Source organism: Candidatus Lokiarchaeum ossiferum (assembly GCA_025839675.1).
GTDB classification, from domain to species: domain Archaea; phylum Asgardarchaeota; class Lokiarchaeia; order Sigyniarchaeales; family Promethearchaeaceae; genus Lokiarchaeum; species Lokiarchaeum ossiferum.
Genome location: CP104013.1, coordinates 2,846,458 through 2,861,519 on the forward strand (window position 1 = coordinate 2,846,458; position 15,062 = coordinate 2,861,519).

A 15,062-nucleotide genomic window follows, 5' to 3' on the forward strand; every position below is an offset into this window, starting at 1 on the left:
GTTGTGCATCCCCACTAAATAACCTATCCCATTAGAATTTTTATAAAAATTGCTCAAGAACTTCGTAACTGAGCACACCAAAAGGAAGTATATCTAATAAAAAATATTTAAATTTGCAAATCACGAAGAATTTTGGCATTTTGTTCCGGAAGGGCATCACTAATAAACGTATTGGCACCTAATTCCACCCCAGCGAGAAACTTCCATTTATCTTTGCCCCGAAAAGGGGTGTAAAACTCAATATGGAAATGCCATCGGTCACGATCATCAACATTAACAGGAGCATTATACATGGCCATCACATAAGGCATTATACCACCATCACCAAACAATGTATCGTATCTTCGAACTACATTCTGCATAATGACCGCTAAATTGGATCGTTCAGATGGTGACAAGTCAGCAATAGATGTTACATGACGTTTGGCAGTGATTTGTACTTCAAACGCCCAATGAGCGTAGAAAGGAATTTCGGCAATGAAATCTTCATTTTGTTCGATAATGCGGGAAGAATCCTGCAATTCTTCTTGCAAAATATCGCACATTAAGCATGATTGGTTGGTTGAATAATAATCTTTGAAGGCGATAAATTTTCGCTCCATTTTAGGGGGAAGGTAGGGGAACGAATAGATTTGCCCATGGGGATGAGTCATGGAATTACCGATTTCTTTCCCTCGATTTTCCATAATAAATGGATACCGCATTTCGGGCATATTTTGGAGAGCAATATAGCGTTCTGCCCACAGATCAATCAGGGCAACAATATTGGCCATAGCCAAAGTGCCAAAAGATGTATCATGATCTTGGGAATAAAGAATTACCTCACATTTGCCATAATTTGATGCGGTTTGATAGTTATATAAATTTCCAACAGATTTCTGTACAAATTCAGGAGCGATCTCATTTAAAGATGCAAATCGATTGGGTAATTGTTTCACGGTCCAAATTCCAGCCCCTTCAGGAGCATCGGGACAAAATGGACAGGTCCAAGTTTTTTTTGGTTCATTTTTTGCAAATTCTTTCCCCTGAAATGGGCGCTTACTACGAGCAGGTGCATAAATCACCCATTCTTTTAAGAAAGGATCCCAACGCTGTTGAGGAGAAGGGGCAGAATTTTCATTCGTTTTTTCCATATTATTTTCATGAAATTTCAAGAATCCATTTAATTTATTGTTAATTTTTCTTTTTTTCTGAAAAACATCTTGAGGGAGATATACGACGATATGATCCCAATATCAAGTGTGTTGATTATCACTTATTCCAATATGATCATCATACGATGATCTTCGATTTTATTGTACTCAAAAATGGATTACCTATTGTCACCATTAATCTTCATCCGAACCGAGGAGTTTGCCAAGATAATCAAAAATTCACATTAGTTTCGGGTTTCTTCCAAGCAATAACCTCCTTCGCCGATTCAATCGAAAGTTTAGGCACGGTGAATGAATTACAAATGACAGACATAATGTTCTCCTTCCAACGCAAGATCATAGGTGAAAAAGAAGAAATCTTATTTATTCTGAGTTCGACAAATGATGTGTCTAAACCACTCCGAAAGGTAATTATTGAAGAATCTTCTTCAACATTTTTGCATATGTTCCGTCAAAATCTCACTAAAAAATGGAACGGCAATGTTACGCCTTTTAAAACATATGAACCCGTGTTTAAAGAAATATTAGAAGCAATTATGAACTTAGAAAAAACTCAATTCGAGGAACCAGATCTATCTGGTGAGACTCGAATCATTTCAAAAGAAAAACTCTCACAATTATATCACAATTTACCTATAGAGCCAATAGTGCCATCAGTTTTGGTGAATAAGACAAAAACCACTACAATCCCTACAGTTTCTAATCGATTCCAACGATATCAAACTTTACAACAGATACAAACTCAATCCAATCAAGCCCATAATATTTATTCCAGTTATCTTACCTCGAAGCCAAAACAAAAATTTGTCGGCACTTTCCACCCTTCCAGAAGAGAGCCTGTGCCCTCAAGTTCCGATGCACCAAAACAGATTCAACCAATGGTCAGTTTAGTTGCTCCAACGATTGATTCTGGAATAATAGGTCAAAATTTGGGTGGAAGCTCAATTTCTACAATCCCAGCAGTTCCAGCCAGAAGACAGATCACTCAAGAAGAATTTTTGAAACCAGCTAATTATATGTCTTATATCCAGCCGCAAATTCAATCCGAAGCCATGTATATGAATCGTGAAGATACTCCAAATGCAAATCTTTTGCATACTTCTATATTTGATTTAACTCCCACCAAGTTACGAATCACCGCAGGAACTTTTAGGGATCAAAGTACCGAAGAATGGATGAAAATTCTCATCGTGGCCATTGATGGACGAAAATCCATTTCTCAATTGGCTCAACAATTGGATGCTGCCCCGATGGATATTTTACAAGCCTGTCAAATTTTAGTCAAAAAAAATCTCATCCAATTTAAAAAATAATTTCAAAGTCATAGGTTAGTTTTTTTTCTCATTATCTTTTGAATCAATTTCTTTGAACATCTTTTCCATGCAATCTGGACATAATCCATGCGTGAATTCAACATCACTATGATCATGAAGATAACGTTCAATTTGGACATAATATCCTTCATCATCCCGAATTTTTTTACAGCTTGCACAAATGGGTAACAATCCTTGCAAGGTTTTCTTTTCTTGCTCCGCAAGTTTCCGTTCGGTGATATCTTCAAAAATGATTTGTAGAACAGGCTCTTTATATTGGATGATTGGAATGGTTATTTGTTTCACCCACTTAACTTCATTATCAGAACAAAGATATCGAAGTTCATAAAAATTATGAGGGATTTTATCCAAATTTTGAAAATCATAGTATTTTTTAACTTGGGGTAAATCTTGAGGGTGAATATGTGAAAAGAGGGTTTCTATATCCCACAAGTTTTGATTTTTTAGAGTCATTTTCATACATTTCTTCATTAAAGCATTAATATAAATAATTCGATTTCCTTTGATCAAATACATGGCCAGAAATTCTTCTTCGACTAATTTTTTGAAATTAAACATCCCAATTTTATTATAGTCATCGTCAATTTTAGGACTAACATCGATCGGTTTCTGAAAACCAAAATAAATGAAAATCGGGGAAAGTGTCCAAATGAAATGGCCTAGATAAGTAAAAAAAAACCGATTGGAAGTCCCGTGGAATAGTAAGGGAACCGCCCCTTCTAAAATTCCAAGAAAAAGCCAATATAAATTTCCAATTCCCATTATCAGCACACCCAAGATTAATGCGAGAATATGGTGTTTCATTTTATTAGAAGACTGAGCAAGAATTTCTTTCCTCAAGCTTGAGATTAATAATACAACGCCCCCAAAATAAATACAAATAAATAAGCCAATAACAAATCCCCCCAATCCTTGATATTCAGCATTAACTATGGGCAATCCATCAAGAATTTCAACTTTAATTTGGTCAAAGGCAAGAACTATGAGGGAAATAACTAATACTGTCATGCGAACGACCCAATTTCGGAAAATTTTGGATGCTTGTGCTTCCCCAAGAAGAATTGTCAGAGAAGCAAAGAAATACGACCATAACTGAATTAAAGCACCAGTAAATGCAATATCCCGTATCAAATTGACAAGGGTGAGCGAGAGATAATTTGAAAGATATCCTTTATAAATTCCATCAGGAGCCAAGCTCATACTCACGGGAGCGAACAAAAAAATGAATATATCAAGAAAAATATAAATAAACCATCCAATTAATCCGATGAAAAAGAGGCGTTCTACTAATGGACGGTCGTTCCAATTGTGTTCAGAGTATTTTTTATACGCCAAAATAATATTGAGGAAAAATAACGATGATTCAATCGCCTTCGGGATGATTAGTATTAATTGTAAGTATTCGAAATAAATAAGGGTCACCATTATTATTGTAATTCCTTTTGTTCACGTGACTTTAAAAAATAATGGGATAATTCACCCATGGTTAAAAATCTATCATTGTTCCTTCGAATGCATATTCAAGCAACTTTTGAATTTCATCATCGGATGCATCCCGTGGGCTCATAGTAATGCTGGCACTCTCATTCGTAAGATCTACCAGTCGACCCATTTGTGAATCAAGTTGTTCACGCGTAATCCCACATTCACTTAATTTAGTAGGAAAATTTAATTGTTTTTGGAGAGAAACAATATACTCAATTAATTTATGAGCTGCTTGCTTATTATCATCATTCCATTGGGCAATTCCAGTCTTTTTTGCTGCGATACCTAAAATTATTGTTGCACTATCATCGTCGGAATTGTTTAGGTAAAACTGAAGAATATAGGGGAGAACAACACCCACGCTAATTCCATGAGTTATATGAAACACTGCACCCAATGAATGTCCTAAGGAGTGTCCAATGGTGACTTGGGAATTTCCAAAACCTAAACCCGCAATCGTTGCTGCATTCGCCATCTTTTCCCGAGCAAGTTGATTTTTTCCATCTTCAACAACCAATGGGAGATATTGCTTAACAAGACTAATTGCATGTAAACACATCCCATCGGCAAGATCATTTTTCCATTCTGAAACCAAACCTTCGCAAGAATGGGCTAAGGCATCAAATCCAGTGGCAACAGTTAGAGATTGCGGTAAGTTGGTTGTAAAAATTGGATCCACAATCGCATAGGTGGGTAACACATCAAAATGTGCTTGCTCCAATTTTGATTGCAAGCCATCTTCATCGGTGCGTGTCACAATGACGGCCCAAGTTGCTTCTGCGCCTGTTCCAGAAGTGGTCGGAATCGCAACGCACTTGGCTTTGATTCCCATATGTAAATCTTCAAAGGGATTTAAATCATCGATTCCAAAATCATCATGTTCATAGAGAAACCAAACTGCTTTGGCTGCATCCAAGGAAGAACCCCCACCAAGACCAATGATTAAGTCAGGTTCAAATTTTGCACATAACTCTTTTGCTTTAAGAATAGTGTCTTCATGAGGATCTGGTTCCACTCCATCAAATATTTCCCAGGATTTCTCAAATTCTTGCAATTTATCGGTTAAAATTTTAACAATCCCCAATTTAACCAATATTTTATCTGTTACAATAAAACACTTTTGACCTTTAATACTTTCAAACTGATCAAGAGCATCTTCACCGAAGTAAACTGTTTTTGGACTAACAAATGTAGGCATTTTTTTACACCAACTAAAGGATAGATAATCAAAAAAAAAGAGGTTCCAAGAATTTAAGTTAAAATTTTTCGGTATCAACCATTCCAATCGTTTTAACGAGGTTTTTTGCGGCTTTCACAGCCCGCATTACCTTTTTCATGTCCCCTTTTAATTTAAACTTCTTTGACATCAATCCTTTGATAGGATCAAGTTTTCCATCGATTAATTTCGACCAATTTTCCCATTTTCCAGAAAACACAAAGGCAGCATCGACTTCTTCACCCTCAGGAATTGTTCGCATACTTCGTGCCTTTCCATGCCACAGATCTGCATAAAAGCGAATTTCATGATCTAAATTTCCTTCTGGTTGGACAATGAAGACAAAATCGCCTTCCCAAGTTTTAGCACTCTCTTCATAGGCCGCATTATTATTTAATGTCTCCATATAGGAGGAGACCCATTCTTGACTTCCAAATTTTAAACCCATATTATATTCACCAAATGATATTCGAATTCAATTCTGTCCTTAAGTCTAATATATTTTTGCTTAAAATTGCAAATCATAAATTTTGACCATTGAAAGGTCAATAAAAATACAATTTTAGATAAAGTATAATTTCAAAAAATTTAGAAATGAAAGAAAAAAGAATATTTTTATTATGAATTCGAATTGATTATGGATATGACATCTTCCACAGGATTTAGAGAGGATTTCTTATATTTAAGCTTGATTTTATCTTGAATTAAAGGGATGTAGATTTTTCCTTCTTTCAAAGCGGATTTATTGTTAATAACAAGAGATGATAATTCCAGTAACAATGCAAATCCTTCAGAATAAGTTTTCCGATACGATTCAATCTCAAATTCCATATAACCATAAAGATTTAATCCAATCGTATGCAAATAGTAAGTTCCATCATCATTTTTATGCCCTGTTGTTTTAATCCAAAGCATTAAAGGAAGTTTATTTGATGAGAGAAGGTTAGATTGTTCAATGAATAGTGAGTCTTGAATGACCTGGGATGAAGCCCCCCAAAATACACCAATAGAATCTGAAATTTTACATACAGAAGCCGTAACCCGAGTTAACTGTTTTGAAATTTCAATTGGATCTACTTCACCTCGGGTAAAGATTAGTATATGACTACTATGACTAGAAACTTCCGCTTCAGCTTCTTTCCAATGATATGCAGTCTTACTTGGCAGCTCAAGATCCTTAGAAGGAAAAGGTGTGGGGATTTCAGATATAATAAATTGGATCTTGTTCCAATCAAAAGAAAAAGCTTGACTTGTTCGCTCAAACTCAGAAATTTCTAAGCCACTTCCCCAATCATTCGCAATTTGTTCCACAAGTTTGGTTTCATTGATGTCCGACTTCGACTTCAACAAAATCATCGCCATTTGGATGTGAACCATGATATAGATTATATATTACATTATCTTCTCTTTAACTGTTTTGCTAAAAAAAAAATAAAGCATTAAGAAGATAAACAGCAAACTATATTCATAACTTTCACATACGAAGGGTAAAACCATGAAGGGATTTACAAAAACAATTCTTGAAATAAATCTATCTAAAAATTCCGTTAAAAAAACTCCGCTTAATGAAGACATTGCGCGTAAATTTTTGGGAGGGGCAGGATATGCATGTGCCACATTGTTTCCACTACTTTCAAAAGAGACTGATCCTTTGGGACCAGATAATAAACTATTTTTTATGACTGGACCACTCACAGGAACAACTGCCACATCTTCTGGGAGGATGGTTGTTTGTGCAAAATCACCCTTAACCGGAATTTGGGGAGAATCTAATTCAGGAAGTGATGCCTGCATCCAGCTCAAAAAGGCAGGATATGATGGAATATTAATCCATGGAAAAGCTAAAGCACCTGTTTATCTCGAAATATTAGATGAGCAAGTAGTGATTAAACCAGCTGACCATCTTTGGGGAAAGGGAATTTATGAAACTACCAGCCATCTGAAAAACTTAGAGAAGTTTAAAAAGCCTCGTGTTATGGCTATCGGCCCAGCGGGGGAAAATTTAGTCAATTTTGCCATTATTGGAAGTGAAGAACGCGCCTTTGGGCGAACTGGGATGGGGGCGGTCATGGGGTCCAAAAATTTGAAAGCGATCGTGATTCAAGGTAGTGGTAAAATTGAAATTACCCATCCCGATGAATTTAAGGAATTAACCAAGACAACTAATTCGGAAATGATGGAAATCTTTACCTATGAAATGATGCAAGAATTGGGTACCAGCGGATCTTTAGATATGTATTCAGTTTCTGGAGAACTCCCGATTAAGTATTATCGGGGCTCAGAATTTGAAAACACCGATGAAATTTCTGGATCAACCTTAGCAGAAAAATATTTGAAGAAGAACCATCATTGTTTTGCATGCCCAATTGGTTGTGGTAGAATAGTGGAACTTGGAGAAAATGGCCAAAAACTCCCAACTATTCCGTTTGAAGGTCCTGAATATGAGACCATGGCCGGTTTTGGATCTCTTATGATGAATGAGGACCTTGAAGCCATTATTAAAGCGAATTACTTATGTAATGATCTTGGATTGGACACGATCTCCTCAAGTTCTATGATTGCTCTATTAATGGATCTTGTTGAACGAAGGAAACTGAAGCCTTCAGATATAGATGGAATCTCCTTACAATTCGGTAAAATGGACGAGGTATTTGATTTGCTTGAAAAAATTGCATTAAGACAAGGAATAGGGAATATTATTGCAGAAGGAAGTCAACAGCTGATTAAAGATTTTGCAATTGATCCAGAGCAAGTGGCAACCATCCATAATTCTCATGTAACTTATCACGACATGCGAAGTACCAGCCCTATGGCTATCGCTTATGGGATTAGCCCTCACTATGGAGGATCCCATAATTCCTGTGATGGTTATATGGTGACGACAGGATTAGAAATTCCAGATTTGGGAATATCTCTTGATGGACCATATGAAGAACCCAAGGAAACAGCTATAGTTGCAGGAAAATTGATGGAATATCGCGCTTTTTATTCCGCGGCAATTTTCTGTGTATTTGCTAATCCACCTCCCAAAAATCTTGCAAAATATTTAGAACTCGCACTAGGAGAACCTTTTACAATGGAACGAATTGTCACAACAGGTCAACGTATTCTCACTTTGAAACGTCTTTTCAATTTGAAGATGGGACATACCCCCCAAGATGAACATATTCCGAAAATATTGTTAGAACCACTTCCTGAAAGTGGGTCTGAAGGTCAAGTCCCCGATGTCGCGACCTTATTTTCAGAATTTTATTCCTATATGGAATGGGATAAGGAGAGTGGAATACCATTGAAAGATAAAATTAAGCGATTGGAACTAGAAAGTTATTCAATTTAATTCTTTTTTACTACTTTGTAAATAAATAGCATTGTTACATTTAAATCGCTTAGAACCCTTTTTTCAATTAATTTGAATTTTTTCTTCGAGTATGGATTTATTAACAAATTTGACTAATTTATTTTTATCTTTTGAATGATGGATATGAAAAAAATGAAGACAAGAAAAAAACAAATGTTGATAATCACTACTATAATCTTCTTATTTTTGCAACAGAATGTCAAGGCAGCAAGTAATTCATCTCTTGCATTTTCTGAAGGAACTCAATTAGTTTGGAGGGTTAATAAAACAACAACAACTAATGGAACAGATGTTGAGGAAAAAACATTTTATCAGCGATTAAATATTTCTAAAATTGTAGAAGATTCAACAACAGTAAACGTTACTTTCAATTCATTAGAGAGTAATGAAACAGTAACTGAATCAACTATAAACGCTGCGAATTGGACGGAATCACATTTTGGATTAACCACAGGAAATCAAACCAATATATTCGATCGTTCTGTTGATGGAGGCGATATATTTCCATTTTTCTGCTTATTAGATAGTAACTTATCAAAAATTCAAACTTTTAATGAAACTACTACATTGAATTTCTTGTCTGAAATAGCTATGAAGCTATCTATTGAATATCTCATTACTCTTTTTGTGATGGCTTTTTCAACCATTTCTAGCGACATTTCAGAATTAACAAATTCAAGCCAAATATTAACATGTACAGATACAAAATTGGTTGGATCATATGCTTACAATTCAACTGCATTTTTTTCGGGTACTAATGCATGGACAAACATGACTCTAGAAACAACAGTGGATCTTAATTACGATCCAGTCAGTAGGGTTCTTATTTCTGGAAATATAAATACCGCAACGAACATGACAATGTGGAATAACACATTGATGAAATATGTGTCTACTGATATGACATATTTAAGCGAATTTCAATTAATCGCCCCTATGAATTTAGATACAAGTGATTCAACGACCACAACCTCAACAACTACAACTTCCCCAGATGAGACAAGCACTTCGACTTCCACAAATTCAACAATTGAAACGAGTCATGGGGAAGAAGGCGGAATTCAAGGATTACTAGATTCAATTCCAGGTTTTACTGCATATTATTTAATAGGTTTTAGTATTTTAGGGATTATTATCCTAATTAAGATAAGAAAATACCAGTAAAACATTTTTTCAACCGTTTTTTTGTTTCTATTTTATTTTATTCTGAATGATTTCTATTAAATAAGATCGCGGTTATAATAGGAAGAACTAAAAAATAGTAAAAACAAACCATAACTTAGCTTATGTCATCAAAATTGACTGTCGAAAATATTTTGCATGAGTTAGTAAAAATCCCATCTCCCTATCCTTTCGAAAATCAGATAGTAGAATGGATTGCCAATTTCATAAAAGAACGCAGTTTCACCATCCATAAGATACCAGTAGAAGATCGGTTTTGTCTTGTAGCAAAACGAGGATCAGGAAAAAGTTTACTTCTATTTGGTCATTTAGATACAGTCCCAATTCAAGGAGTTGAAGATGAAACCCCACATCAACCAGAAGGACGCAATAAAATAGCCGAACATGCTAAAACTCTGGGATGGTTTCAAGATCCGTTTATCCCATTGATTAAGAAGGGGAGAATGTATGGAAATGGAGCCGTGGATATGAAAGCGGGAGTGGCATCAATCTTAGCCACAGCGATATCACTGCCAGAGGAATGGTTTAAAACCAATGAATTAATATTAGCCTTCTCTGTTGATGAAGAATTTGTTGATAAAGGCATGTACCAGTTACTCCAAACAGATTTGATTCGCCATGCAAAAGGTTGTATCTGTCCTGAAATTGCGGATATTTCTGAAGTGGTTGAAATGGGTGAGACACCCGATGTTGGAACAATTCTCCTAGGTCGGAGGGGAAGGATAGCCATAGAAGTATTAGTGAAGGGAAAAGCGGCCCATGCGGCTACACCTAAAGCAGGGATTAATGCGATAGAACTTGCAACAACAATGATAAATCATGTCATGAAATCTGTAGAATCGGGGGAGTTACCTCTGGGAAAACATGAAATTTTGCCGGAAGCATCCATAACCCCCCTAAAAATTCATGCTGGTACAAGTTCCCTTTCTGTACCCGATTCTTGCTTGGTAGAATTTGATCGTCATTTAGTACCTCCAGAAACACCAGAATCTGTCCTAAAACAAATGGAAGAATGTATCAAACAAGTGTTAAAACCCTCCGAATTTGAAATTCGGAAAACGAACCGTCCCACACCATTTCTCCTTCCTTTCGTGACATCGAAGGATTCGGATATCGCTAAAGTGACCATATCAACTCTTGAATCTTTAGGATATACTGTCAAAATTTCGGGAGGAAATTCTGTGGCAGATGAAAACATGCTTAGTTCCTCTGACTATAAACACCCTATCCTTCATGCAATCCCCACAATCGTCTTAGGTTGTAAAGGAGGAAACTACCACAAGGAAAATGAATGGGTAGATTTGAGATCCTTAGAAAAACACTACCAAGCTTTACTCAAAATTTGCGAAAATTGGTAAGATAGAAAAAAAAGAATTATAATAATTGTGGAAAAATTCGAGTGTAATGAACTGCTGCAACATGAACGCCTGCGGCATATCCCTTTTTTTGTAATTCTTTCATCATCGGTTGGTACAAGTCAACATTAATTTTATCGTAAGCTGCCTTTTTGGCTTTTTTTTCCAATCCTTGAGCTTTCACATTTTTGAATTGGGATAAAATATCTTTAGGAACAGAAACCCCTGGCACGTATTTATCAAAATCCCGAGCTGTGGAATAATTTCGCATTGGAAATATGCCAACTAAGACTGGAACACCCAATTTTTTTAATTCTTGAAAGAAAGGTTCAGTGGTTTCCAAATCATAAACGACTTGAGTTTGAATAAATTCGGCACCCAATTCGACTTTTTTCTTCAATTTCAAGAGTTCAATTTCAGGATGGGTCGAATTTGGATTTGCACCCATTCCGATATGAAATTTAGGGGGTGCAATGTCAGCATCTTCAATTGGAATGCCATAAATCGTATGTTGATCTACCATTTCTCGAGCTAACATGAGCAATTGGGTAGAATCCAAATCAAAGGCAGGTTTGGATTGAGGAATATCCCCCACAGAAGAATGATCCCCCGACAAAACTAAAACGTTTCGGATTCCCGCTGCTGATGCACCTAACAAAGATGAGGCAAGACCAAGTCTACTCAAATCTCGACAAGTTTGCTGATAAATGACTTCGACAGGAGTTTGATGTTGAATCGAGATCGAAGCCGCTAACCCACTCATGGAAACAAAAGATCCCGGAATATCTGTTACATTCGCTGCAGCAACATAATCTTTAATTTCCAAGGCTTCTTTAATCAAGGGTGCCATATTTGCACTGCGACCGGGTTCTAATTCTCCGGTAAATACGAATTTACCTGAATTCAATTCTTTCATTAACCGAGAGTAAGCGGGTTTATTCTTCGCATGCATAATAATCTTTCATCTCCTTACGTTGATTTACGGTAGATCGTTTCGTCACTAAAGACCAATCTCGAGGGGGCCGTACTTTACTGAACAATTCCAATTTATCTAGTTTCTTCAACCGATTATAAATGGCGACCCATCCACAATCATTTTGATACCCTCCCATTTCACATTTTCCATCAATAACACCGCCACAAGGACCATTCAGAAGGGATTTTGCACAAGCCGTAATAGGACAGATCCCACCAGTTTCATTTAACACACACTTTCCACAAGCTCGACATTTTTCATGATAGAGACCAATTCGCTCGGTCTGGCTCATCATGATTGTGTCAGTAGTAATGATTACTGGTTTATCAGTCACTTCGCGAACCGTTTGAGCACCCATTCCACATGAAGCCACGATATATCCATCAATTTTTTGAGTCTCATTTTGAATATGTCGCAAATCGGTTTTCACGAGACGTTTATCACAAGGTTCTTCAATTACAATAGAAGCAGCAATTTGAATCCCATCTTGTTCTAAAGAATCCACTATTTTTTTTAATCCTTCGGTCCCTCCAGTTCCACATTGGGCAGAGCAAGATCCACAGGAAATTACAGCGACTGTTTGTAAATCCCATTGCTTACATGCATCTCGAATTTCTGACCACGGTTTTGATACGGTTAAAATCATATATTTAAAACCCAATTTGAGTAATTTTATAGAAATCTGATCTTCTTTGTTAATTCCAAAATAAAAAGTTGAACATTTTAAAAAAAAATACGGAGAGTATGTATTTTTTGTTAAGATCTGGTAAAAAAAACCATTAAAAACATCTAAAAAAGACCAAATTACGTAAATTTTTTTCAAATGCAAAATTAATAACAATGAGTTTTAATGGTTAATGCAGTCATGGATTTATCAAAGGTAGTAGGCGAATTACAAAGGAAATATAAGATCATCGGGCGCAAGCAAGAATTAACATTACTGCTTCTGGCTTTGAATGCTAAGAAACACATTATTTTAGAAGGTGCGGTTGGAACGGGAAAAACCTATTTAGCACGCGCATTAGCAGAATATTCCGATGCTAAATTTTATCGAATTGATGGTAGTGAAGATGTTCTTAGCCATACCCTCACAGGCTATTTCGATCCACCTGTAGTAATTGCCAAAGGTTATACCGAGGACGCATTCATTTATGGGCCTCTTAGTAAGGCGATGCAAGATGGAGGATGTCTATTTATCAACGAGTTGAATCGAATTCCAGAAAGTACTCAGAATGTTCTTTTATCTGCTTTAGATGAACACACCCTCATCATTCCTAAACTCAAGACCATTTCAGCAAATGGTAATGGATTTATTACGATTGCAACTCAAAATCCTGCAGCTCATGTTGGAGTTTCCGCTTTAGGAGAAGCTCTAAAAGACCGGTTTGTTTGGATTCATGTTGATTATCAAACAGAAGATGAAGAGATCGAAATCACTGAGTTAAATTTGGATAAAACAAAAGATCACTATCACCTTTATGCAACAATTGCCGTTAAAATTGTGGACTTAACTCGAGAACACCCAGATATTCGTCGCGGTTCGTCTATCCGTGGGGCGATAGATCTAGCCCAATTAATCGAGGCTTACGGTAAATCACCAGGCATGAAATTATGGAAGGAAGCTGCCGTAATGGCTCTTCATTCTAAGATAGAAATGATTGATGGTACAGACCGAAATCCTCGGGAAGTTATTATTGAAATTGTAGAGGCCGTCCTTGAAAATTTTCAGTAGAGGCTGAGGATCCCGAGCAATCTCCATCCAAGGAAGCCATCGCAGATATTAAACGTCTTCGTCTATCTTCAATTAAAGAGAAAGATTTACTGAAATACGAAATTCTTCGGAAGCAGACTAGTCGTAAGAAGTACAAACAGATGGCTAATGAACTCGGATTTCAAGATGTCAAAGCTATGACGGGTTTATCAGTTAAACAAGGAAATATTGATGCCCTAATGGGAATGGCACAATCAAATGTCTATGCGGTCACGGCAGAATTACAAAAACCAGAATATACGCAATTCTTCGCCAAAAAACATAAAAATCAGAGTGATTCTTTTATTCCTCAATTGTATTTCATGGTTCGATCTCATGCACCTCCGCATTTCAAAGTTATGTTACAGCGATTAACCCGATCCATCATCCTACGAACTTCTTTAAATATCTCTGGAAGAGGTAGTAAAGGAAAATCACGCCATCGCGTTCGTTATTATCCAGGCATGCCTGAATTTGATTTGGATGCAACACTTTTCAATTATATTCAAAACGGGGCAAATTATCTCAAGCACTCAGATATTGTAGGGTATGAACGACGACAACGGAAACGAAATGTAGTACTTATTTTAGATGTTTCAGGATCCATGTTTGGTAAACTGTTGCTTAATGCAGCGTTGACAACGAGTGTTCTTTCCTATGCTATGGCTAAGGATTTCACTTCAGTTATTTTATTTAATTCAGAAGCCCATGTTCTCAAAGGAATCAAAACCCAAACGAAGATCGTAGAATTAATTGACCAAATTTTGGAAAGTGAAGCGGTCGGATTTACGAATATTTCCCGAGCCTTACATCGGGGGATAGTGGAATTAAAAAAAAATCCTGGAAATCGACAAAAAGTTGGAATCCTGATCACCGATGGAGATTTCAATCGCGGAAAAAACCCCTTATTTATGGCTCGACAGTTTCCTAAACTTCATGTGATTAATATGCCTCCAGAAGAAGTTAAACTGAAGCAAACTCGAGGTCAACAAGTATGTCGACAAATAGCGGCAGCAGGGCGGGGTTATTATGTCCCAGTTAAAGAATTTGATGAAATCCCGAGAGCATTAATGCAATTATTAGCAAAAATATAAAAAATAACTCATGTTTTATCTCAAGAAATTTTAATCTCCGACCCAAATAGATGGAATAAGTACAAAAAACACCTAAAAGGATAGATCATGAAAATGGTTTATTCATTAAATCTTCCTTAATTCTATTAGAATTAATCTCGTAGCAATTTTTAATTAAT

At 36.3% G+C, this 15,062-nt stretch carries 13 protein-coding genes; 6 read left to right on the forward strand and 7 right to left on the reverse strand.

All coding sequences use genetic code 11. The annotated features are described in order from the left end of the window. Window positions 1–107: 107 nt before the first annotated feature. Window positions 108–1,133 carry a galactose-1-phosphate uridylyltransferase gene (gene galT / locus NEF87_RS11960; RefSeq protein WP_457919989.1) on the reverse strand — a complete coding sequence of 342 codons (1,026 nt, stop codon included), beginning with the start codon at window positions 1,131–1,133 and terminating at the stop codon, window positions 108–110. A gap of 146 nt (window positions 1,134–1,279) precedes the next feature. Between galT and NEF87_RS11965 the strand changes: the two genes are divergently transcribed. Further along, window positions 1,280–2,467 (forward strand): hypothetical protein, encoded by a 1,188-nt coding sequence (locus NEF87_RS11965; protein WP_371806799.1) that lies wholly within the window; start codon window positions 1,280–1,282, stop codon window positions 2,465–2,467. A 15-nt stretch (window positions 2,468–2,482) separates the two neighbouring features. On the opposite strand, the gene NEF87_RS11970 is transcribed toward NEF87_RS11965, so the two are convergent. The 4 genes from NEF87_RS11970 to NEF87_RS11985 form a co-directional block, all read right to left on the reverse strand. Continuing rightward, on the reverse strand, window positions 2,483–3,913 hold the full coding sequence (locus tag NEF87_RS11970; protein ID WP_457919990.1) for a hypothetical protein: 1,431 nt from the start codon (window positions 3,911–3,913) through the stop codon (window positions 2,483–2,485). Window positions 3,914–3,974: 61 nt separating this feature from the next. Beyond that, entirely contained in the window at window positions 3,975–5,171 is a 1,197-nt protein-coding gene (locus NEF87_RS11975) for an iron-containing alcohol dehydrogenase (protein WP_457919991.1), read from the reverse strand. 58 nt (window positions 5,172–5,229) lie between these two features. Next, window positions 5,230–5,637: an SCP2 sterol-binding domain-containing protein gene (locus tag NEF87_RS11980; RefSeq protein WP_371806802.1), complete on the reverse strand. Its 408-nt coding sequence runs from the start codon at window positions 5,635–5,637 to the stop codon at window positions 5,230–5,232. A gap of 170 nt (window positions 5,638–5,807) precedes the next feature. After that, window positions 5,808–6,566: a hypothetical protein gene (locus NEF87_RS11985; RefSeq protein WP_457919992.1), complete on the reverse strand. Its 759-nt coding sequence runs from the start codon at window positions 6,564–6,566 to the stop codon at window positions 5,808–5,810. 118 nt (window positions 6,567–6,684) lie between these two features. Here NEF87_RS11985 and NEF87_RS11990 point away from each other — a divergent pair, with 118 nt between their 5' ends. From NEF87_RS11990 to NEF87_RS12000, 3 genes are all read left to right on the forward strand, one after another. Further along, the gene (locus NEF87_RS11990) at window positions 6,685–8,526 is read left to right on the forward strand and encodes an aldehyde ferredoxin oxidoreductase family protein (protein WP_457919993.1); all 1,842 of its coding nucleotides are present in this window, start codon (window positions 6,685–6,687) and stop codon (window positions 8,524–8,526) included. Window positions 8,527–8,679: 153 nt separating this feature from the next. Continuing rightward, window positions 8,680–9,711, forward strand: coding sequence for a hypothetical protein (locus tag NEF87_RS11995; protein ID WP_457919994.1), 1,032 nt, complete (start codon window positions 8,680–8,682; stop codon window positions 9,709–9,711). Window positions 9,712–9,833: 122 nt separating this feature from the next. Further along, entirely contained in the window at window positions 9,834–11,087 is a 1,254-nt protein-coding gene (locus NEF87_RS12000; protein WP_457919995.1) for a M20 family metallopeptidase, read from the forward strand. 16 nt (window positions 11,088–11,103) lie between these two features. Here the strand turns inward: NEF87_RS12000 and NEF87_RS12005 are convergent, their stop codons facing one another. Together NEF87_RS12005 and NEF87_RS12010 are read right to left on the reverse strand one after the other, a co-directional pair. After that, complete coding sequence (locus NEF87_RS12005) at window positions 11,104–12,036, reverse strand: methylenetetrahydrofolate reductase (RefSeq protein WP_371806808.1); 933 nt, start codon at window positions 12,034–12,036, stop codon at window positions 11,104–11,106. Further along, window positions 12,020–12,706 (reverse strand): methylenetetrahydrofolate reductase C-terminal domain-containing protein, encoded by a 687-nt coding sequence (locus tag NEF87_RS12010; RefSeq protein WP_457919996.1) that lies wholly within the window; start codon window positions 12,704–12,706, stop codon window positions 12,020–12,022. Before NEF87_RS12010 ends, NEF87_RS12005 begins: the two co-directional genes overlap by 17 nt. A gap of 204 nt (window positions 12,707–12,910) precedes the next feature. Here NEF87_RS12010 and NEF87_RS12015 point away from each other — a divergent pair, with 204 nt between their 5' ends. Next, a complete protein-coding gene (locus tag NEF87_RS12015) occupies window positions 12,911–13,792 on the forward strand; it encodes an AAA family ATPase (RefSeq protein WP_457919997.1) in 882 nt (293 codons plus the stop codon). Window positions 13,793–13,932: 140 nt separating this feature from the next. Continuing rightward, the gene (locus NEF87_RS12020) at window positions 13,933–14,904 is read left to right on the forward strand and encodes a vWA domain-containing protein (RefSeq protein ID WP_457919998.1); all 972 of its coding nucleotides are present in this window, start codon (window positions 13,933–13,935) and stop codon (window positions 14,902–14,904) included. Window positions 14,905–15,062: the final 158 nt, after the last annotated feature.

Excerpts from the sequence above, each read along its gene's own strand:
- galT (WP_457919989.1), bottom strand. The coding sequence starts at position 1,133 with ATGGAAAAAACGAATGAAAATTCTGCCCCTTCTCCTCAACAGCGTTGG.
- NEF87_RS11965 (WP_371806799.1), top strand. The coding sequence starts at position 1,280 with ATGATCTTCGATTTTATTGTACTCAAAAATGGATTACCTATTGTCACC.
- NEF87_RS11970 (WP_457919990.1), bottom strand. The coding sequence starts at position 3,913 with ATGGTGACCCTTATTTATTTCGAATACTTACAATTAATACTAATCATC.
- NEF87_RS11975 (WP_457919991.1), bottom strand. The coding sequence starts at position 5,171 with ATGCCTACATTTGTTAGTCCAAAAACAGTTTACTTCGGTGAAGATGCT.
- NEF87_RS11980 (WP_371806802.1), bottom strand. The coding sequence starts at position 5,637 with ATGGGTTTAAAATTTGGAAGTCAAGAATGGGTCTCCTCCTATATGGAG.
- NEF87_RS11985 (WP_457919992.1), bottom strand. The coding sequence starts at position 6,566 with ATGGTTCACATCCAAATGGCGATGATTTTGTTGAAGTCGAAGTCGGAC.
- NEF87_RS11990 (WP_457919993.1), top strand. The coding sequence starts at position 6,685 with ATGAAGGGATTTACAAAAACAATTCTTGAAATAAATCTATCTAAAAAT.
- NEF87_RS11995 (WP_457919994.1), top strand. The coding sequence starts at position 8,680 with ATGAAGACAAGAAAAAAACAAATGTTGATAATCACTACTATAATCTTC.
- NEF87_RS12000 (WP_457919995.1), top strand. The coding sequence starts at position 9,834 with ATGTCATCAAAATTGACTGTCGAAAATATTTTGCATGAGTTAGTAAAA.
- NEF87_RS12005 (WP_371806808.1), bottom strand. The coding sequence starts at position 12,036 with ATGCATGCGAAGAATAAACCCGCTTACTCTCGGTTAATGAAAGAATTG.
- NEF87_RS12010 (WP_457919996.1), bottom strand. The coding sequence starts at position 12,706 with ATGATTTTAACCGTATCAAAACCGTGGTCAGAAATTCGAGATGCATGT.
- NEF87_RS12015 (WP_457919997.1), top strand. The coding sequence starts at position 12,911 with ATGGTTAATGCAGTCATGGATTTATCAAAGGTAGTAGGCGAATTACAA.
- NEF87_RS12020 (WP_457919998.1), top strand. The coding sequence starts at position 13,933 with ATGGCTAATGAACTCGGATTTCAAGATGTCAAAGCTATGACGGGTTTA.